The organism is Mitsuaria sp. BK041, from assembly GCF_014193085.1.
Classification (GTDB): domain Bacteria; phylum Pseudomonadota; class Gammaproteobacteria; order Burkholderiales; family Burkholderiaceae_C; genus Roseateles.
In genome coordinates, this window is record NZ_JACHYT010000001.1 from 2,752,874 (window position 1) to 2,772,661 (window position 19,788).

13 protein-coding genes are annotated in these 19,788 nt (G+C 74.1%); all 13 read left to right on the top strand.

The window, feature by feature from the left end; genetic code table 11:
- Positions 1 to 34: 34 nt before the first annotated feature.
- The 13 genes from FHT38_RS11590 (at position 35) to FHT38_RS11650 (ending at position 19,784) form a co-directional block, all read left to right on the top strand.
- The gene (locus FHT38_RS11590; protein WP_091734236.1) at positions 35 to 460 is read left to right on the top strand and encodes a GPW/gp25 family protein; all 426 of its coding nucleotides are present in this window, start codon (positions 35 to 37) and stop codon (positions 458 to 460) included.
- Entirely contained in the window at positions 457 to 4,386 is a 3,930-nt protein-coding gene (locus FHT38_RS11595; RefSeq protein WP_183491860.1) for a hypothetical protein, read from the top strand. The genes FHT38_RS11590 and FHT38_RS11595 overlap by 4 nt, the downstream gene beginning before the upstream one ends.
- Positions 4,383 to 5,183, top strand: a complete 801-nt coding sequence (locus tag FHT38_RS11600; protein WP_183491861.1) for a hypothetical protein — start codon at positions 4,383 to 4,385, stop codon at positions 5,181 to 5,183. Before FHT38_RS11595 ends, FHT38_RS11600 begins: the two co-directional genes overlap by 4 nt.
- The gene (locus FHT38_RS11605; protein ID WP_183491862.1) at positions 5,180 to 7,945 is read left to right on the top strand and encodes a hypothetical protein; all 2,766 of its coding nucleotides are present in this window, start codon (positions 5,180 to 5,182) and stop codon (positions 7,943 to 7,945) included. The genes FHT38_RS11600 and FHT38_RS11605 overlap by 4 nt, the downstream gene beginning before the upstream one ends.
- Complete coding sequence (locus FHT38_RS11610) at positions 7,938 to 9,878, top strand: contractile injection system tape measure protein (protein WP_183491863.1); 1,941 nt, start codon at positions 7,938 to 7,940, stop codon at positions 9,876 to 9,878. Before FHT38_RS11605 ends, FHT38_RS11610 begins: the two co-directional genes overlap by 8 nt.
- Positions 9,862 to 11,328, top strand: coding sequence for an ATP-binding protein (locus FHT38_RS11615; RefSeq protein WP_221213761.1), 1,467 nt, complete (start codon positions 9,862 to 9,864; stop codon positions 11,326 to 11,328). The genes FHT38_RS11610 and FHT38_RS11615 overlap by 17 nt, the downstream gene beginning before the upstream one ends.
- 5 nt (positions 11,329 to 11,333) lie before the next feature.
- The gene (locus tag FHT38_RS11620; protein WP_183491864.1) at positions 11,334 to 14,261 is read left to right on the top strand and encodes a putative Ig domain-containing protein; all 2,928 of its coding nucleotides are present in this window, start codon (positions 11,334 to 11,336) and stop codon (positions 14,259 to 14,261) included.
- Positions 14,262 to 14,376: 115 nt separating this feature from the next.
- Positions 14,377 to 14,943, top strand: coding sequence for a DUF4157 domain-containing protein (locus FHT38_RS11625; protein WP_255488665.1), 567 nt, complete (start codon positions 14,377 to 14,379; stop codon positions 14,941 to 14,943).
- Positions 14,944 to 15,064: 121 nt separating this feature from the next.
- Positions 15,065 to 15,463, top strand: coding sequence for a type II CAAX prenyl endopeptidase Rce1 family protein (locus tag FHT38_RS11630; RefSeq protein ID WP_183491865.1), 399 nt, complete (start codon positions 15,065 to 15,067; stop codon positions 15,461 to 15,463).
- 13 nt (positions 15,464 to 15,476) lie between these two features.
- Positions 15,477 to 17,564, top strand: coding sequence for a choice-of-anchor D domain-containing protein (locus FHT38_RS11635; RefSeq protein ID WP_183491866.1), 2,088 nt, complete (start codon positions 15,477 to 15,479; stop codon positions 17,562 to 17,564).
- 41 nt (positions 17,565 to 17,605) lie between these two features.
- Positions 17,606 to 18,166: a TlpA disulfide reductase family protein gene (locus tag FHT38_RS11640; RefSeq protein ID WP_255488666.1), complete on the top strand. Its 561-nt coding sequence runs from the start codon at positions 17,606 to 17,608 to the stop codon at positions 18,164 to 18,166.
- A 144-nt stretch (positions 18,167 to 18,310) separates the two neighbouring features.
- A complete protein-coding gene (locus tag FHT38_RS11645; protein ID WP_091734254.1) occupies positions 18,311 to 18,571 on the top strand; it encodes a DUF4266 domain-containing protein in 261 nt (86 codons plus the stop codon).
- Complete coding sequence (locus FHT38_RS11650; protein ID WP_310737371.1) at positions 18,558 to 19,784, top strand: DUF3570 domain-containing protein; 1,227 nt, start codon at positions 18,558 to 18,560, stop codon at positions 19,782 to 19,784. Before FHT38_RS11645 ends, FHT38_RS11650 begins: the two co-directional genes overlap by 14 nt.
- Positions 19,785 to 19,788 lie beyond the last annotated feature (4 nt).

Consider the following 19,788-nt stretch of genomic DNA (forward strand, 5'->3'; position numbering starts at 1 on the left):
CCCCTTCACCGCCCCACCCCTCACGGACCTCGACATGGACGGCGAACTCGACTTCCTCGGCACCGGCTGGGCCTTCCCGCCGGCCTTCGACCGGCGCACCCGCGGCGCGGTGATGGTCTCCGGCGTGGCCGACGTCGAGGAGAGCCTGCGCATCCTGCTGACCACCACGCCCGGCGAGCGCGTCATGCATCCGAGCTACGGCTGCGGCCTGCGGCGCATGGTCTTCGAGACGATGAACGACAGCACGCTCACCGAGATCCGCAGCCTGATCGAGAAGGCCATCCTGTTCTTCGAGGCCCGCATCGCGCTGAACGCCGTCGACATCGACACCTCGGGCCTGTACGACGGCGTGCTGCGCATCCGGCTGGACTACACGCTGCGCAGCAGCAACAGCCGCCACAACCTCGTGTTCCCGCTCTACCTGCGCGAGGGCGAGGTGCTGGGGAGCGAACCCGCATGACGACCGGCACCGAACAGCGCGAGCGCTTCCCGATGGCCCTGGAGCCCGGCTACTTCAGGCCGGACGACCTGAGCTTCGAGCAGCGCGTGGACATGATGGCGCGGCTCGCGGAGCAGCTGCGCTTCATCGACCTCGACGACCAGGAGGACGGCGACTGGCGCGGGCTCTTCGCCACCGACCCGACGCTGGTGATGGCCGGCATCGCGGCGCTCGATCCCTGGCCGCTGCAGCAGCAGTTCGGGCGCGACGCGGACTCGGCGCCGCTGGAGCTGCTGGCGCGCCAGGTGCTGGGCCTGGCGGCGCGGCTGGACCACTGGTGGCGCGCGCTCGCCGGCATCCATGACGACGCGCCGCGCGTGCTGCGCGAGCGCATCCAGCAACTGGTGGAGCAGCAGCTCGCCGCCGATCTGCGCTGGGTGGAACGTCGCTTCCTGCGGCGCGGCGACGAGGCGGCCGCGAGCCGGCCGACCGGGCCGGTGGAGCGCGACCTGTCGCGGATGTGGCATCGCACGATCGGCGAAGAGCCGGCGGCCGATGCCGCCGCCGAGCGCGAGGACCGCGAGCGGCTGCGGGAGCGCTTCTTCGCCTTCCTCAGCGCGGTCGAGGAGGTCCGGCGGCTGGCGCGCGAGCTGCTGCCCGACAGCATGGCCACCGCCAACCACGAGCCGGCGGCGGCCTTGTTGATCGCCTTCCTGAAGGTCTGCGACACCGCGCAGCGCGAGGTCAACCGCCTGCCGGCGCGCCACACCGCCTTCTACTACCGCGATTGCCTGGGCTTCGGCCCGGCGCCAGCGCACGCCGACCGCGTCCACCTGGCCTGCCAGCGCGACCCGCGCGCGCCGGGCGACCTGACGCTGCCCACCGGCACCGCCTTCGAGGCCGGCAAGGATGCCGCGGGCCGGCCGGTGCGTTTCGTCAGCGAGGCGCCGATCGCCGTCACCGACACGCGGCTGGCCGCGCTGTGCACGCTGCGGCTGGAGCGGGACCCGCTGATCGCGCCGGAGCGCGACCTCCATTACGTCACCCGCGCGAAGGTGGCGCGTCCGGTCGCGGACGGCCGCACCGTCTGGCCGCTCTTCGGCGCCGCCGGCGGCGCGGGCGCGGAGGACGCGCGCATCGGGCTGGCGGTGGCGTCGCCGCTGCTGGCGCTGCGCGAGGGCGATCGCGAGATCCGCGTGATCCTGCGCCAGACCTCCTCCGGCGCCGCGCCGGACCTGCGCGGCCTGCGCGACGCGGCGCTGCGGGCCGAGTCGGCGTCGGCCTTCCGCGACGCCTTCGGCGACCTGCTGCCGCAATGGCTGCTGGCCGACGGCGCGGACAGCCCGGCGGCCAGCGCGAGCAGCGCGAGCGCCACGACCGGTACGGGCGTGAGCGGCATCGAGATGGACGTCGACGACCTGTCGGAGGCCGACTGGACCGCGCTGCGCCATACCGCGCATCGCCTGACCGGCAACGGCCTGCCGGCGCTGTTCAACGGTCCCGGCCGGCCTCATCGCGCGCTGGTCTTCGACCGGCTGCTGCAGGGCGCCTTCCGCGTCAGCCTGAGCACGCCGTCGGGCTGGCACGCCGTCGAGGCGCGGCTCGAACGCGCCGCCGGCGCCGGCCTGTCGCTGTTCATCCGGCTGCGCGCCGACGCGCCGCCGGTGACCGGCTGCGACCCGGTGGTGCATGGCGCCGAATGGCCCACGCGGCTGCCGGTGCTGCGCCTGGAGCTGGCCACGCAGGCGCGGCTCTATCCCTACTCGCTGCTGGCCCGGCTGCCGCTGGCCGAGGTCGACCTGCGGGTGAAGGCGCGCGGCGTGCGCGACGTGCGGCTGGCCAACAACCTCGGCCGGCTGGATCCCTCGAAGGCCTTCGCGCCCTTCGGCCCGCTGCCGGGCCTGTCGTCCTACCTGGTCGTCGGCTCGCCCGAGGCCGCGCGCAAGACCCTGGACCACCTCTCGCTGGACCTCGAATGGGGCGGCCTGCCCAACGAGCCGGGCGGTTTCGACACCCACTACGCCGGCTACGCCGGCCCGGCCGGCAAGGAGCTGCGGCAGGGCCAGTTCAGCGTCGAGATCGCCTGGCTGCGCGACGGCCAGTGGCAGGACTGCGCCAACCGCTCCGCCCGGCAGCCGCTGTTCGCCGGCACCAATGCCGCCGGCGAGCTGATCGCGACGCAGCACATCGAGCTCGATCCGGGCTCGGTGCGCAAGCTCAGCCGCGCCACCGAGGAGGACTGGTCGACGATGGCGATGCCGCGCAACGGCCTGTGCCGGCTGCAGCTCAGCGGCCCGCGCGCCGCCTTCGGGCACACCGCCTACCCGATCGAGCTCGGCGCGACGGTGGCCGCCAACGCGCGCACGCGCCGGCCGCGTCCGCTGCCGAACCCGCCCTACACGCCGGTGATCGAGCGGCTCTCGCTGAACTACGAGGCGGCCAGCGTCATCGCACTGGACCGCGACGACGACCCGCCCGAGGGCGTCGACGGCGAGCGCCTCTTCCACCTGCATCCCTTCGGCCTGCAGACGCTGCTCTCGGCCGTCTCCGGCGGCGGACACGGGCTGCTGCCGCGGCTGGGCGCCGACGGCAACCTCTACCTCGGACTGAGCGGCTCGGACCCGGGCGGCGTGCTGACGCTGCTGTTCCAGCTGCGCGAGTCCTCCGCGCGCGGCCCCCTCAACGGCGCCCGTCCGCGCGCGCTGCAGTGGTGGACGCTGGCCGACGACGACTGGCGCCCGCTGCCACCGACCCGCGTGCTGGGCGACACCACGCACGGCGGCCTGACCTCCGGCATCGTCACGCTGGACCTGCCGCGCGACATGAGCACCACCCACACCGTGATGCCGGCCGGGCTGTACTGGCTGCGGCTCTCGGCGACGAGCGACTTCGACGGCTTCGGTGGCCTGGTCTCGGTGCGCACGCAGGGCCTGCGCCTGCGTCGCGAGCTGCCCGGCGACGCGGGCGCCCCGCCGCGCGCCACCGGCGCGCCGGCCGCGCCGCCGCAGCCGTTGGTGGACGGCGTCATCACCCGCCCCACCGCGACGCTGGCCGGGCTCGCGTCGGTCGCGCAGGTGGGGCGCTCCTTCGGGCTGCGCGCCGCGGAGGACGAGCGCGCGCTGATCACCCGCGCCGGCGAGCGCCTGCAGCACAAGGGTCGCGCCTCGCTGGGCTGGGACGTCGAGCGACTGCTGCTGGCGCGCTTCCCCGAGGTGCTCAAGGTCCGCTGCCTGCCGGCCCAGGACGGCAGCGGCGGCGTCACGGCGGTGGTCCTCCCGACGCTGCCGCGCAACCTGCCCGCCCTCGCCTGCGCGGCGCCGCGCTTCAACGCGATCGAGCTGGCCCGCATGGCCAGCGCGCTGCGCGAGATCGGCTCGCCCTTCGCGCGCTTCCAGGTCCGCAACCCGGCCTACGACCGGCTGCAGCTGCGCGCCACCATCGGCCTGGCGCGCGGCGCGCACGAAGGCGCCACGCTGCGCCGCGTCAACCAGGAGATCGTCGAGTTCCTCTCGCCCTGGTTCGACGACGGCTACGGGCCGCGCTTCGACTGGCTGGTGCGCAGCGAAGACCTGGAGGCGCGGCTGCGCGGGCTGGAGGGCGTGAGCTTCGTGACGCGCTTGTCGCTGATCACCGTGGCCTGCGACGACCACGGCGTCTACACGCTGGCCGACACGGCGCGCGCGGAGATGGTCGCCGACCTGCCTGACCAGCCGCCCGCCATCGGCGCGGCCCATGCGCACGCGCGGCTGCCGTGGAGCATCGCGCTGCCGATGCCGCAGCACATCCTCACCGCGGTCGACCGCTTTCCGCAGACGGTGGCGCCCAGCGCCACCGGCGTGGACCGGCTGGCGGTCGGCAGCACCTTCGTCATCGGCGGACCGGCCGGACAGGACGCCTCGGGCGTCCCGGCCGGCCCCGCCTTCGTGATCGGCAGGGGCGCGCCATGACGACCCGCAACCGCGACACGCTGAAGCAGTTCTTCCAGGAGGGACGGCTGCCCACCAGCGACCACTTCGGCGACCTCATCGACTCGATGCTCAACATGAGCGACGAGGGTTTCCGCAAGACGCCGGAGAACGGCCTGGAGGTCTCGGCGCCGGTCAGCCACGACGCGCTGCTGAGCTTCTACCGCGAGCAGAGCGGCCGCGAGGCGATCTGGTCGATGAACTACGGCGGCGACAGCGACCAGCTGATGTTCCATCACGGCGACGCGCGCGCCGCCGCGGCGCAGGCGCCGGTGCTGGCGCTGGACACCGCGGGTCGCGTCGGCATCGGCACGGCGCGGCCGCGCCAGACGCTGGAGGTGGCCGGCGTGGTGGCCTCGTCCGGGCGGCTGGGCGACCTGCGGCGCGCCGACCAGAAGGGCCATCCGCTCAAGGCGGACGGCGAGTGGCACGACCTGACCGGCCCGCTGGGCGGCTGCCAGGCCTTCGAGGTGATGGCCGGCGTCGGGCAGAAGGACGGCGGCCGCTTCGCGATGCTGCATGCGATCGCGATGAACACCTACAACCCGCTGCCGGGCTGGCTGGAGTTCCTCTCGCCGCGCAAGCGCATCCGCAGCCAGCACGCGTGGTACGGCCGCCGCTGCGACCGGCTGCAGCTGCGCTGGGCCGGCGACCACGGCCGGCGCGCCAGCTACCGGCTGCAGATTCGCACGCAGTGCGACTACGGCGAGGACAAGCTGATCCAGGCCGCGGTGACGCAGCTGTGGTTCGACCCCGAGATGACCGGAGGCACGCCATGAGCAGCGGCGGCGCGATGCGCAAGCACCCGGTCTTTCCGTCCGACCTGCCGGGGCCGGTGGCCAATCCCGCCGTGCCGGAGATGCCGGTCCGGCTCTCGCCGCCGACCGGCGAGGAGCGCGAACTCGGCTTCGACGGCCTGCGCGCGCGCGGCCTGGAGTGGCTGCAGGCGCTCGGCGGTGGCGTGTGGACCGACCACAACCTCCACGACCCCGGCATCACGCTGCTGGAGCAGCTGTGCTTCGGCCTCACCGACCTGGTCTACCGCGCCGGCTTCCCGGTGGCCGACCACCTGACCGGGCCCGACGGCACGATCGACTACGCCGGCCTGTCGCTGCATCCGCCGGCCGAGGTCTTTCCCTGCCGGCCGACGACGCCGGCGGACCATCGGCGCCACCTGCTCGACGCCGTGCCCGGGCTGGACGACGCGACGCTGATGCCGGACGCGGACAGCGGGATGTACCGGCTGCGGCTGAAGCTGTCGCAGGACGGCGGCGGCGCGCCCGGCACGGCGCCGTCGCTGGCCGCGGACCGCATCGCGGCGGCGCGCGCGGCCTACTTCGCCCGTCGCAACCTGGGCGAGGACCTGGCGCCGGACATCGTGCGCCTGCGCGACGTGCCCTGCGAGCTGCATGCCGACATCGACATCGCCGGGCCGCGCGACGGCGTGGACATCCTGGCCGAGGTCTACGACCGCTGCGCGCGCCACATCGCACGGGCCGCCGTCTCGCGCACGCTGGACGAGCTGCTGCGCGAGGGCCGGTCGCTGGAGGACATCTACACCGGTCCGGCGCCGCGCCATGGCTTCATCGAGGACGCGCCGCCCTCCGAGGCCGGCCACGCGGCCGAGCGGCTGTTCCTGTCCGACCTCACCGCCGTCGTGCTGGCGGTGCCGGGCGTGGTCGACGCGCGCGTGATCGCGCTGCGCGCCGAAGGGCGCGAGGCGACGGCGGGTTCGGTCGAGTGGCGCGGCGAGGACTGGGCGCTGGCGCTGCGGCTGCCCGACCGCGACCAGCCCTCGACGATCACCGTGCGCCGGCGCGGCAATGCGGTGCCGGTGGCCTGGAACGACCTGCGCCGGCGGCTGGAGGACCTGCGCGCCGCCGGCCGCGCGCACCAGGCGCGCGGCCAGGCCGGGCATGCGGCGCGCGCGGCGGCGCTGCTGCCACTGGGCGTGCACCGGCGGCTGGACACCTACGTGTCGGTGCAGGACCACCTGCCGGCGATCTACGGCCTGGGCCGCTACGGCGTCCCGGCCTCCGCGCCGCCGCAGCGGCAGGCGCGGGCCAAGCAGCTCAAGGCCTACCTGGTGATGCAGGAGCAGGCGATCGCGCAGGGCCTGGCCCAGCTGCAGCACCTGCGGGCGCTGTTCTCGGTGGCACCGGGCGCGCGCCAGGGGCTGTGGTCGCAGCTGATCGGACCGGACGCGGTGCCGGCGATCGACCGGCTCTACCGGCAGCCGCCGCAGGCGGTGATGGACACGGTCTACCGGCCCTTCGACCGCTCCGCGAAGCGCAAGAACCGGGCGCTGGACCACCTGCTCGCGCTGCATGGCGAGACCTACACGCAGAACTCGATGCGGCAGTTCCTGGGCCACCTCGGGCCCGAGGAGGCGGAGACGCTGCTGCTCGAGAACAAGGCCACCTGGCTGCGCGACATCGTGACGCTGACGCGCGACCGCGCCGGCGGGTTCGACCCGGGGCGTCCGTCCTGGGACGCGCCGGACAACTGCGGCGGCCTGCAGCGCCGGGCCAGCCTGCTGCTGGGTTTCCGCCTGTGGCACGACCGGCCGCTGACGCGCGTGCTGCGCGAGCAGCGCTTCACGCTCGTCGAGCATCCGGGGCCGGCGCACCAGCCGTGGTTGCTCGATCCGGACGACGACGCGGTGCGCCTGGCGCCGGCGGCCGGCCAGGCGGTGCAGCCGGCCGACCGGGCGCAGGTGCTGGCGGACCTGCAGCGCATGCCCTGGCTGCGGCTGCCGCTGCCGGCCGGCCTGCTGCGCGCCGGGCAGCACGGCGCGCGCTACCGCCTGCTGCCGGGAACGGGCGGCGGTGTCGGCGGTGTCGGCGGTGTCGGCAGCAGCGGCAGCGGCAGCGGCAGCGGCGAGCATGGTCCGCGTCGGCTCGCGCTGGGTCCCGACGAACACGGCCGCTGGTGGCTGCTGGGCGAGTTTCCGGATGCCGACGCCGCGCGACGCGGCGCGGCCAGCCTGCGCCTGTACCTGCGCCACCTGGACCAGGAAAGCGAAGGCCTGCACGTGGTCGAGCACCTGCTGCTGCGGCCCACGCAGCCGGGCGGCCCCGCGCATGCGCGGCTGAGTCTGCCGGAAGACTTCCACCGGCTGCGCGTGACGGTGGTGCTGCCCGGCTGGACGCAGCGCTGCTCGCAGCCGGCGTTCCGGAACTTCGCGGAGGAGACCTTGCGCATCAGCTGCCCCGCTCACCTGACGCTGCGCTGCCTGTGGCTGGACGCGGCGCCGATGCAGCGCTTCGAGGAGGCGTATGCCGCCTGGCTGGAGGCGCGCATGGCCTGGGTCGCGTCGCCGGACGCGGCATCGGCGCAGGCGCTCGCGGACGAGGCGGCCTGCCGCGTGATCGAGTGCCTGCCGCTGCCGCCCGATGAAAAAGCAGCCACCGCGCGCGGCAACGGCAACGGCAACGGCAACGGCAACGGCAACGGGAGTAGCGGTCGCGGGCGCGGGAGTAGCGGCAGCGGCAGCGGCGACAGCGACGGCGACGGACCGGTGGTGCAAGGCCATGCGTGACTCGACCGCACCCATTACGCACCTCGTCGAGCGCCTGACGGTCGACGCCGGCTTCGGCGCGGGCATCGCGCCCGGCGACGCGGAGACCCGCCTGGTCGCGTGCGCCCAGGGACCGCTGCTGCGCGTGATCGACGAGGTGTTCGATGCCTGCTGCCCGCTAGACGAGCAATGGCGGCTGGATGAACTGGAGATCGACCTGGGCGAGCTGCCCGCCGCCGATTGGGAGACCGAGGCACCGCGCCTGCTGCGCGAGCGCCTGCGCCGCGTGCTGGAGGAGCTGCGCGCGCCGGGCGGCGTCAGCGCCAGCGGTCGCGCGACCGGCCTGCGGGTCCGCACGCGGCCCCAGGCGCGGCTGGACGCGCTGCTGCACTTCCTGCGCCACGGCCGCCTGCCCTGGCAGGGCCGCGGCGACGACCCGGCCGCGCTGATGCGCGACGCGCTGCGCGAGGACCCGACCGCCCTCGCCGCCGGGCTGCGCGCCGCGCCGGACCGCGCCGCGCTGCTGCGGCGACTCGCCGCGCAATTCGACGAGGACACGCTGGCCGCGGTGGCCCACGCCTGCATGCCCGGCGAACCCGCCGCCGCGGCGCGGCTGCTGGCCATCGTCGCCCAGGCGCGCCGCGACGGTCGATCGCCGCGCACGCTCGCCGCGCTGTGGGAATCGGTGCTCGGCCAGGCGATGGACCATGCGGTCGCGCCACGTCCGGCGGCGCTGATGCTGCTGCGGGCGCAGCTGCTCGCGGCGCTCGACACGGACGGCAACGCCACGGCCGGCAGCGATCCGCTGCAGAGCGTCGCCCACGCCTGGGCACCGCTGCTGCGCGAGGACCGGGACTGGCTGCGCGCGACATTGCAGCGCGCGGCCGAGACGGTGATGCTGCGCGAGCGCCTGTCGCAGACGCTGCCGGAAGCGCTGCTGCCGCGACTGCTCGCCCTGTGGATGACCGAGCCCGAAGTGCGCGCCGTCACCGACTGGATCGCCGCCGTGGCGGCCGGCGACACGGCAGCGATGTCCATGGCCGCAAGTGCGTCGAGCGCGGCAGGTGCGAGCAGCGCGGCCGGGACGATGGCGGCCGGAGCGACAACGACAGCGACCGCCACGGCGACGCTCGTCGCGGCCCGGCGGCGTCGTCTGTGGCAGGCGACGCTGGGCCACGCCGCCCGGCATTCGTCCGCGAGCTTCGACGCGATCCGCTACGAGACGCAGGTGCGCGAGGACCTGACGCGCCATGCCGGCGCCGGCACCGAGCCGCCGGCGCGCTGGTACGACCGCGCCGTGCGCCAGGCCACCGCGGTGCTCGCCGCGGCACTCGGCGCGCTGCGCCTGCCCTGGCGCAAGGCCGCGCCGCCCGCGGCCACGGCCACGGCCGGTGCGTCCGGGACGGCGACCCAAGCCGCCTCCCCCGCGACCGCCACCACCGAGCCGCTGCCGGAAGTGATCGCCGTCGACAACGCCGGACTCGTGCTGCTGTCGCCCTACCTGCCGCGGCTGTTCTCGATGCTGGCGCTGGCCGACGACCAGGCCTTCACCGGGCCCGAGGCCGCCGCCCGCGCCGCGCTGCTGCTGCAGGCGCTCGCCACCGGCGAGGCCGCGGCGCCCGAGCCGGCGCTGGTGCTCAACAAGCTGCTGTGCGGCGTCCCGCTGGACGCGCCGCTGCCGCGCGAGATCGCGCTCACCGAGGCCGAGCGCACGGCGATCGACGGCCTGCTCGGCGCGGTGATCCAGCACTGGCGGATCCTGGGGTCGACCTCGCCGGCCGGGCTGCGCGACACCTTCCTGCACCGCGCCGCGCGCCTGGAGCGCCGCGACGACGCCTGGCAGCTCGCGGTCGAGCCCGGGCCCTTCGACATGCTGATCGATCAACTGCCATGGGGTTACGCGACGCTGCGGCATCCGTGGATGGAAAGGGTGATTCATGTGGACTGGCGCTGACCCCTCGCCACGCGCGGCCATCAACGCGCGGGCCCTGGAGGCCGAGCTGCGCTGGCTGGACCGCGCGCTGCAGCTGCGACTGGCCGGGCATTTCGGCCACGAGGAGGCCGCGGGCGGGACGCTGCTCCCGACCGCCGCGAGCGGCGCGATCTGCGCGACCGGAGCGACCGCCGCGAACGGCACGACCGCTGCGACCGCCGCGATGGCGCCCCTGCCCGATCCTCCCGCCCTGCCCCGCGAAGGCGCGGCCGACGACCACGACCTCGCGCGCCTGATCCGCCAGGGCGGGCTCGGGCCGGCGGAGCGGCTGGTCCTGGCGCTGGCGCTGGCGCCGCACCTGCGGCCGCAGCTGCTGGACCTGCTGTTCGTCAGCAACCGCAACCTGGATCGCGGCTTCTGCGAATTCGGCGGCTGGAAGGGGCGGCACCACGGCGGCTTCCTGCCGACGGTGGAGACGGCGGCCTTCCTGGTCGCCGGCGAGGACCTGGCGCGGCGCTTCGAGCTGCGCCGCATGCTGGACGAGGCCGCGCCGCTGCGCCGGCTGGGCCTGGTGAGGCTGGTGCACGAGTCGCCGGGCGAGCCGTGGTACGGCGCGGCGCTGGTGGCCGGCGCCGACACGCTGGACCTGTTGTGCACCGGCGAGGCGCACAAGCCTGACTACAGCGCGCAGTTCCCCGCCAAGCTGATCGAGACGCAGCTGGATTGGGATGACCTGGTGCTGGACGCCGAGGTGATGGACGAGGTGCAGGCGATCACCACCTGGGCCCGTCATGGCGAGACGCTGATGCGCGACTGGCGCCTGGAGAAGTCGCTCAAGCCCGGCTACCGCTGCCTGTTCTTCGGGCCGCCCGGCACCGGCAAGACGCTGACGGCGACGCTGATCGGCCGGCAGGTGCAGGCGGACGTCTACCGCATCGACCTGTCGATGGTGGTGTCCAAGTACATCGGCGAGACGGAGAAGAACCTGGCCCAGGTCTTCGACCAGGCGCAGCACCGGCGCTGGATCCTGTTCTTCGACGAGGCCGACGCGCTCTTCGGCAAGCGGACCGCGACCTCCAGCAGCAACGACCGCCACGCCAACCAGGAGGTCTCCTACCTGCTGCAGCGGGTGGAGGACTTCCCCGGGACGGTGATCCTGGCCAGCAACCTCAAGGGCAACATCGACGACGCCTTCGCGCGGCGCTTCCAGTCGGCGGTGTACTTCCCGATGCCCGATGCCGAGCAGCGACTGCGGCTGTGGGAAGGCATGGTGCGGCACACCGGCCGGCTGGACGCCGAGGTGGACCTGCGCGAGCTCGCCGAGCGGCACGAACTGGCCGGCGGCGCGATCGCCAACGTGGTGCGCTTCGGCGCGATCAACGCGATGCAGGCGGGACGCGAACGCATCCTGGCCGCCGACCTGCGCAAGGGCATCGCCAAGGAACTGCGCAAGGAAGGACGCACGGTGTAGCCGCCATGGGGACACGCTCCTTCTTCAGAATCCCACGACTCCCGCGCGCGTGGCGCGCGACCGATGAATGGGCCGGCGCTGCCGGTGACGCGGGCCTCGGCGCGAGGGTCGACGCGGAAGTCGCCACGACACGCGCCGCGCCGGCCGCGGGCGCGGGCTGCCGCCATTGCGCGCGGCTGCGCTGGTTCGTCGGCGGCTCGCTGCTCGCGGCGGGGCTCGTGATCCTGCACGCGGCGGCGCAGGCACCGGCCGGTGGGTCGGCCTCCGCGACGCCGGCGTCGGCCGCCGCCGACAAGGCCGGTGGCAAGAATGGCGGCAAGGGCTCGCCGGTCTACATGGCCAAGCCCGCCGCGCCGCCGGCATCAACGGCATCAACGGCATCGTCAGCGGCATCAACAGCCTCCGCCACCTCCGACGCGACGCTCTACGTCGCGACGCCACGGCCGCTGCCTGAGCGCCCCGAGCGCCCCTGGACGGCGACGGCCGTGCTGGACGCGCCGGCGCCGGCGCCAGCGGCGACGGCCTCGGCGCCCGCTCGCGACGACCTGATGTGGCTGGTCTACCAGACGGTGCCGCTCCCCAACGCCCGGCTCCACCAGCCCTACAAGGCCCGCGACGTGGTGCGCGGCGGCCGCGCGCCCTACCGCTTCAGCGTGGACGGCGCGCTGCCGCCGGGCATGTTCCTGGAGGAGGACGGCGTGCTGGCCGGCACGCCCACCGCCACCGGCACCTTCCGCTTCCTGCTGACGGTGCGCGATGCCTCGCGACCGCCGCACCTGGACCAGGCGATGTACGTGCTGCGTGTCGTCGATCCGAAGCCGGCCGCGGCGACGCCTGCCGCACCACCGGCGACCAAGCCGGCGGCCGCTGCGGCGCGTCCTGCCAAGAGCCGGCCGGACAACACGCTGAAGTCGGTGACCGAGGACCAGACCAACCTCACCGTGCCGCGCGATCCGCCGCTGCCGATGACCTATGTGCTGACGGCCGCGAAGCTGGAGACGATCTTCAAGAACGCCGAGGCCTCGATGGGCGAGTCGCTGATGACTGCGGCCAATGCCGCCAACGCGGCCGACGCCACCGACGGGACCACCGTCGGGAACGAGGCGTCCGCGCCCCGCCCGCTGGCGGTGAAGCCGCCGGTGCTCGGCCCGACGCTGGACCAGCTGCGCGAGATGCTGACGCCGCTGCAGGACGTCGAGCATCCGACGCGCGCGGTGTTCCAGGACTCGCTGCGGGCGCGGCAGTGCGAATACTTCCTGCGCCACGTCAACGCGTTGGCCCTGGAGCAGCACAAGGACGCGATCCGTCGCTGCCCGCGCCGGGAGGACCTCGCCGAGACCGATCGACCGCACCTCGCGGCGAGCGGCAGTGCCGCCACGGTGAAGGCGACGAAGGCGGCCAAGCCCACCTCGCCCACCATGCCCAACTCGGCGCTCGCCCCCGGCAGCCTGCCGGTGATGACCTTCCTGGACATGCTGATGCCGCCGCATCTGCTGGAGGAGATCACCGACGTCGCCGGCACCGAGCATCCGCTGTCGCAGGCGCGGCCGCTGCGGCTCAAGCCCGATGGCTGCGGCTGCAGCCTGCAGGACATCGAGAACGACGTCTTCGGCTTCCTGCCCTACTGGATGGGCGGCGAGACCGACGCGCCCATCCCGGTGCGCTTCGACAAGTTCACCCGGCTGCAGTACATGGGCGTCCTGCTGCGCAACAACGGCGAGTACCTGCGGCCGGCGGGCTGGGACAGCCCCGGCGGCGGCTTCGCGCGGCGGGTGGACCAGCATGGCGTCGGCCTGGACCTGGTGCTCTACCGCCGCGACTTCCGCGCGCTGATGCGCCTCACCGACGAGGAGCGCAAGACGGTGCTGGACACCACCGCGGCGCAGGTCGGCGAGATGCTGGACCTGCGCCACGGCGACCTGCAGGGTGGGCTGGAGGCGCTGCTGCCGCCGGGCTGGCGCGAGGAGGCGCATGTCTACGACGGCCTGACCGTGTTCTTCGAACCCACCGACGACGAGGCCGCGGACCCGCGCTTCGAGCAGTTCCTGCTCGCCTACCTGCATCGCCTGACCGAGACGATGCAGGCCCGCGGCACGCGCGCCTTCCACCTCAACCTGGTGATTCCGCAGCACCTGCTGGGGGAGACGTCGACCGCGTTCCGCTTCAGGAACCTGCTGGCCATCATGAAGGCGGCGGAGCGCCAGCGCGGCGTCGGCGACGACAGCGGCCGCAAGGAACGCAGCGCCGCGGCGGCGACCTACAAGTCCTCGCCGGACTACGTCGGCACCAGCGACATCACGGTGAGTTTCCTCGCGCCACTGGGCACCGGCTCCGACATCGGCAAGATGCAGCTGCGCTCGCGCACCGACTTCAACGACGAGCTGGCCGGCCAGGACCGCATGGCGGTGCTGGGCAGCGTGGTGCCGGTGCTGCTGCACCCGGGTGGCAAGCCCGAGGCGCTGGCGCCAGAGGAGCAGGAGTCGCTGGACCGCGACCTGGTCTACATCGGCTGGTCCTTCGGCGGCGTCGCGCTGTGGCCGCTGCCGGTGGCGGGCCTGGGCGCGGGCGAGAGCGTGCTGACGGCGCTGGACCATCGCTTCTGGTCCTTCCTGGACCAGGACACCGGCTTCTGCCGCATCGTCTGCCCGATGCGCATGCCGCTGCGGCTGGCGCTGGAGGCGCTGATGGTGCTGGTCGGCACGGCGCTGCTGGTCTACGGCTGGAACTGCCGGGTGCGGCGGATGGGCCGCGTCATCCTGATGGGCCTGTGGGCCGGCGCGATCGCCACGCTGGCGGTGGCCTTCGCGATCTTCTCCTGCGACCCGTCGCTCAACGAGCTGCGCAAGGGCAACACGCTGCTGGTCGCGATCATCCTCATCCTGGTGGTGGGCGGACTCGTCGTCACCTTCAAGCCGAGGGTGGAGCCGCCGTGAACGCGACGGGCACCGCCAGCGCCAGAAACGCCAGAAGCACGGAAAACGCGGGAAACGCCGGGCATGCCAAGCGCGCTGCCCCGCGGCGCATCGATCACCTCATGGGGAGCAGACGATGAAGGACTCGACCACGGACAGCGGCACGCGGGAGCACGAGCCCGCGGCAACGACGACGGCGCAGCGGCGCGCCGGGATGGAGGGCGGTGAGCTGTCCGAGGCCATCGACGCATCGCCTCGGCAACTGGCACAGCGGCGGCGGATCGACGCCACCTTCGGGCCGGTGGCCCAGCGCGCGACCGACGCGCTGGAGGAAGACGAAGCGGACACCGCGCAGGCGAAGGCCGCGCCGGTACAGTGGCAAGAGAACCGCACCGGCATGCCGGACGGCCTCAAGGCCGGCATCGAAGCGCTGTCGGGCACCGACCTGTCGGACGTGCGGGTGCATCGCAACTCGGCGCAACCGGCGCAGCTCAACGCGCTGGCCTACGCGCAGGGCAACGACATCCACCTCGGCCCCGGCCAGGACCATCACCTGCCGCACGAGGCCTGGCACGTCGTGCAGCAGCGCGAGGGCCGCGTGCAGCCGACGATGCAGATGGCCGGCGTCGACATCAACGACGACGCCGGCCTGGAGGCCGAAGCGGACCGCATGGGCGACGAGGCGCTGCGACACGGCGGGTGACGCGTCCAGCGCGGGCGTCGCCCCCATGGCGGTGCTCGGCCGTCTGATTCATTTTTTTACGACAACCTTTTTCGAGCCCCCCGGAACACACGCAGAACGTCACCGACTTCCGCCTGTGTCCATGCCGACCTTCCTCCTCGCACTGCCCCCCTGGGAGACGCTGCTGCGGCAGTTGCTGCTGGCGCCGTGTCTGGAGGAGATCCTCTTCCGGCTCGGCCTGCAGGACCTGCTGGCCAACTCCCGCGCCCTCGCGGCGCGCCGTCACGCGGTCACGCTGACGGCGCTCGCCTTCGGCGCCGCGCACGCGCTCGCCCTGCTCGTCGCCGCGGCGCCCGGCCCCTGGCCGACGCTCCCCGCGCTGCTGCTCGCGCTGGCCACCGCCGCACCGGCCTGGTGGATCGGCCACGGCTATCGCCGCCATCGCTCGCTGCCACGCTGCATCGCCTGGCACCTGCTCTTCAACGCCTGCTGGCTGCTGCTTGCGGCGCCCGTGGTCCTTCCGCTTCTCTCCACCTCCTGACGAGGCTCGCGCCATGATGACCCTGCCCCGCTCCCGCGCCCTCCCCGGCGCCCGCTCCGCTGTCGCCACTTCCTCCACGCTCGCCGTCATCGCCGGCGCGCTGCTGGCCGCGCCCGCGTTCGCCGCCGACCCGGTCGCCGGCCAGACCCGGTTCTCGCAGGTCTGCGCGGCGTGCCACACCGTGGCCTCCACCGCCGTGGTCGACCGCGGGCGCAACAACCCCGCGATGATCCAGAACGCGATCAACACCATCCCGGCGATGACCGCGGCCGTCTCGGGCAACGTCAGCGCCACGGACCTGGCCGACATCGCCGCCTACCTGGGCAACTCGCCGGCCTCGATCAGCTTCGCGCAGACCACCGTCGGCCAGACCAGCGCCGTCTCCACCGTCACCATCAGCGCCAGCCGCCTGACCGCGCTGAGCAGCCTCACCGCCGTCGCCAGCGGCGACTTCGCCGTCCAGGGCGGCAGCTGCGGCACCAGCGTCCCCGCCGGCACCAGCTGCACCGTCGGCGTCGTCTTCAAGCCGACCGCCGCCGGCGCGCGCAGCGGCGCCTTGACCATCACCCACAACGGCATCTCGACGGCGATCCCGATCGCGCTCAGCGGCACCGCCAACGGCGCGCTGCAGGCCGGCCTGTCCGCCGACGCCAGCAGCGTCGACTTCGGCACGCAGACCGTGGGCGTCGCCTCCGCCGCGCGCACCGTCACGCTGACCAACACCGGCACCGCCTCGCTGGACTTCGGCAGCATCGGCGTCAGCGGCGCCAACGCCGGTGACTTCACCCGCGGCGGCAGCTGCGCCGTCGGCACGCCGCTGGCCGTCGGCGCGACCTGCACCGTCACCGCGACCTTCTCGCCGGCCGCCGCGGGCGCCCGTTCCGCCTCGATCGCCGTGGCCGCCACCGCGCCGGCCGCCGGCGGCGCCGCCGCCAACGTGAACCTCGCGCTGAGCGGCACTGGCCAGATCGCGGCCGCGCCGGTGTCCAGCCTCTCGGCGACCTCCCTGAGCTTCGGCACGGCCACGGTCGGCACCACGACCGCCGCGCAGACCCTCACCGCCACCAACACCGGCAGCGCCGCGCTGAGCTTCAGCGCGATCGCGGCCAGCGGTCCTTTCGCGGCCACCCACACCTGCGGCGCCAGCATTCCCGCCGCCGGCACCTGCACCGTGTCGGTCACCTTCACGCCGACCGCCGCCGGCGCGGCCACCGGCGCGCTGAGCCTGACGAGCAACGCCGCCGGCTCGCCGCAGAGCGTGGCGCTGGCCGGCAACGGCGCGCTCGCCAACACGGCGATCCTGGGCTGGAGCCCGGCGGCCGGCGCCGACTTCGGCACCGTCACCGTCGGCGCCGACGGCGGCCTCAAGCACTTCACGCTGAGCAACACCGGCACCGCCGCCGCGACGCTGGGCAGCTTCAGCCTGGCGGGCGCCGCGGCCGCGGACTACCGCGTCGACACCGCCTCCACCTGCGTCGCCGGCGCTTCGCTGGCCGTGGGCGCGAGTTGCGACCTGGCGATCGGCTTCAGCCCGCGCGCCGTCGGTGCCCGCGCCGCCACGGCCAATGTCGTCGCCGACAACGCCACGCTGCCCGCCGCGCTGGCGCTCAGCGGCACCGGCCAAGGCGCGCCGCAGCCGGCGCTGCAGCTGTCGGCGACCTCGATCGACCTGAGCGCGGCCGACACCGCCGGCCGTCCGCTGACGCTGACCAACAGCGGCAACGCGGCGCTGCACATCGCCTCGCTGGCGATCAGCACGGCGCGTTTCTCGATCGACGCGAGCGGCACCGGCAGCTGCGGCGCGGCACCGTTCACCGTCGCGCCCGGCGCGAACTGCCAGGTGACCGTGCGCTGGCTCGGCGCGGGCGCGGCGGCCTCCGACGCCGCGGCCACCGACACCGCCACGCTGACGCTGCAGGGCGACATGTCGCCCGCCACGGCCACCGTCGCGCTCAGCGGCTCGGCCGGCAACACGGCGATGTCCAACAGCGGCGGCGGTGGTTGCACGATCGGCGCCGGCACCGGCGCGGCGGATCCGCTGCTGCTGCTGATGGCCGGACTGTCCGGACTGATCCTGTGGCGCCGTCGCGCACGCCGCTGAACACGGCCGCGATCTCCCACCCTCAACGCCCTGGAGCCCCGATGTCCACTCGCCCAACTCCCTCCCACGATGCCGAGCGCCGCGGCGCGTCGTCGCGCGCCCTCACCGCGATCGCCTCGCTCGGCGCCGCGCTCTTCATGACGCTGTCGCCGGTCCACGCCGCCGATGTCGGCCAGGCGCTGCCGGTCGCGAGCGTCCCCGGCGCCGACGGCGCGCCGGTGCCGCTGTACGACGGCAAGGCCAAGCTCACCTACGTCGACTTCTGGGCCTCGTGGTGCGGCCCCTGCCGCGAGTCCTTCCCCTGGATGAACGAGATGCAGGCCAAGTACGGCGCGCAGGGCCTGCGCATCGTGGCGGTCAACCTCGACGCCCGCCGCGACGACGCCCAGGCCTTCCTCAAGGAGGTGCCCGCCAAGGTCGCGCTGGCCTTCGATCCGAAGGGCGGTTCCGCGCAGCGCGTCGGCGTGCGGGCGATGCCGAGCTCGGTGGTGCTGGGCCCCGACGGCCGCGTGCTGATGGAGCACGCCGGCTTCCGCGCCGAGGACAAGGCCGAGCTCGAGGCCCGCATCGCCGCCGCATTGAAGGCGGCCAAAGCGCCCTGAGCGCCATGAATGCCGCCCTGAGCGCCCGAGCTTCCCGAGCGTCCTGAGCGCGCGATGGCGCCCCCCGGCGCCGCGTCCCGACACCCACCGGCGCGGCCACCCGCGCTCCGCCGCTCCCCCTTGCTTTCACCCTGGAGTCCCACGATGTCCCTGCCTCCGACGCCCCGCCGCCGCGCCCCGCTGGCGACGGCCGCCCTGGTCGCCGGCGCGACGCTGCTCGCGTTCGCGACCACCGGCTGCGCGATCCAGCCCCCCAAGCCCTGGGAGAAGGGCGCGCTCGCCCGCCCCGAGATGACGATGGGCGGTGACGTGCTCGGCGACCGTTTCGCCCAGCACATCTACACCAGCAAGGAAAACGCCTCCGGCGGCAACGGCGTGGGAGGAGGCGGTTGTGGCTGCAATTGAGTTCGAACGCGTCCCTGCTGCGGGAGCCGTCGACGCGCCCGCGACGCGCGATGCCGGCGGCCCCGCTGCCGACACGACCGCGGCCCGCGCCGGCGCCTGGGGCGGCGTGCTCGCCGCGGCGCTGCTGCTGCCGGGACTGCAGCCGGCGGCGCAGGCCGAAACCGCGCCCGAACAGGCCGAGGTCGCCGTCAAGCTGCTGTCCTACCGTGACCGCCAGCCCGGCTTCGACCGCATCAAGGTGACCGCGCCGTCGGTCTACCTGATGGTGCCAGTGGCCGGCCGCTGGTCGGTCGAGGGCTCGCTGGTGACGGACAGCGTCTCCGGTGCCTCGCCGCGCTTCCACAGCGCCGTCTCGGGCGCCTCGCGGCTGGACGAGGAACGCAAGGCCGGCGACATCCGCGTCACGCGCTACAACGACCGCGACGCGTGGTCCGTCGGCGCGGCCTACTCGACCGAGCACGACTACCGCTCGCGCACGGTCTCGGCCGACTACCGGCGCTCCAGCGAGGACAACAACACCACCTGGAACATCGGCGCCGCCTTCGGCGACGACTGGATCGGCTCCTCCAACGACCCGACGCTCAGCCGCGGCCGCAACACCACGCAGCTGACCGCCGGCGTGACCCAGGCCTGGACCGCGGTGGACCTGGTGCAGCTGAGCCTGGGCGCGAGCTGGGGCCACGGCATGTACTCCGACCCCTACAAGTTCCCGGACCGCCGCCCGGACCGGCGCGAGCAGTACACGGTGATGGCGCGCTGGAACCATCACTTCAGCGACTGGCGCGCGACGCTGCGCAGCAGCTGGCGCTATTACGCCGACAGCTTCGGCGTGCGCGCCAACACGGTCGAGACCGCCTGGGTGCAGCCGCTCGCCGGCGGCTGGACGCTGACGCCGATGCTGCGCTACACGACGCAGCGCGCGGCCAAGTTCTATTACGACCCGGTCTACGACCCCGCGCTCGGCGCGCCCTTCCCGCCCGGCTACACCGCCACCTCGCCGCAGTACCTGTCCGGCGACCAGCGCCTGTCGGCCTTCGGCGCGATCACCGCCGGGCTCAAGGTCGCCTACGAGTTCGCGCCGCGCTGGACCGCCGATTTCAGCCTCGAGCACTACGAGCAGCGCGCCGCCTGGCGCCTGGGCGGCAGCGGCTCGCCAGGCCTGGACCGCTTCCAGGCCGACTGGCTGCAGATCGGCCTCTCGCACAAGTTCTGAGGCC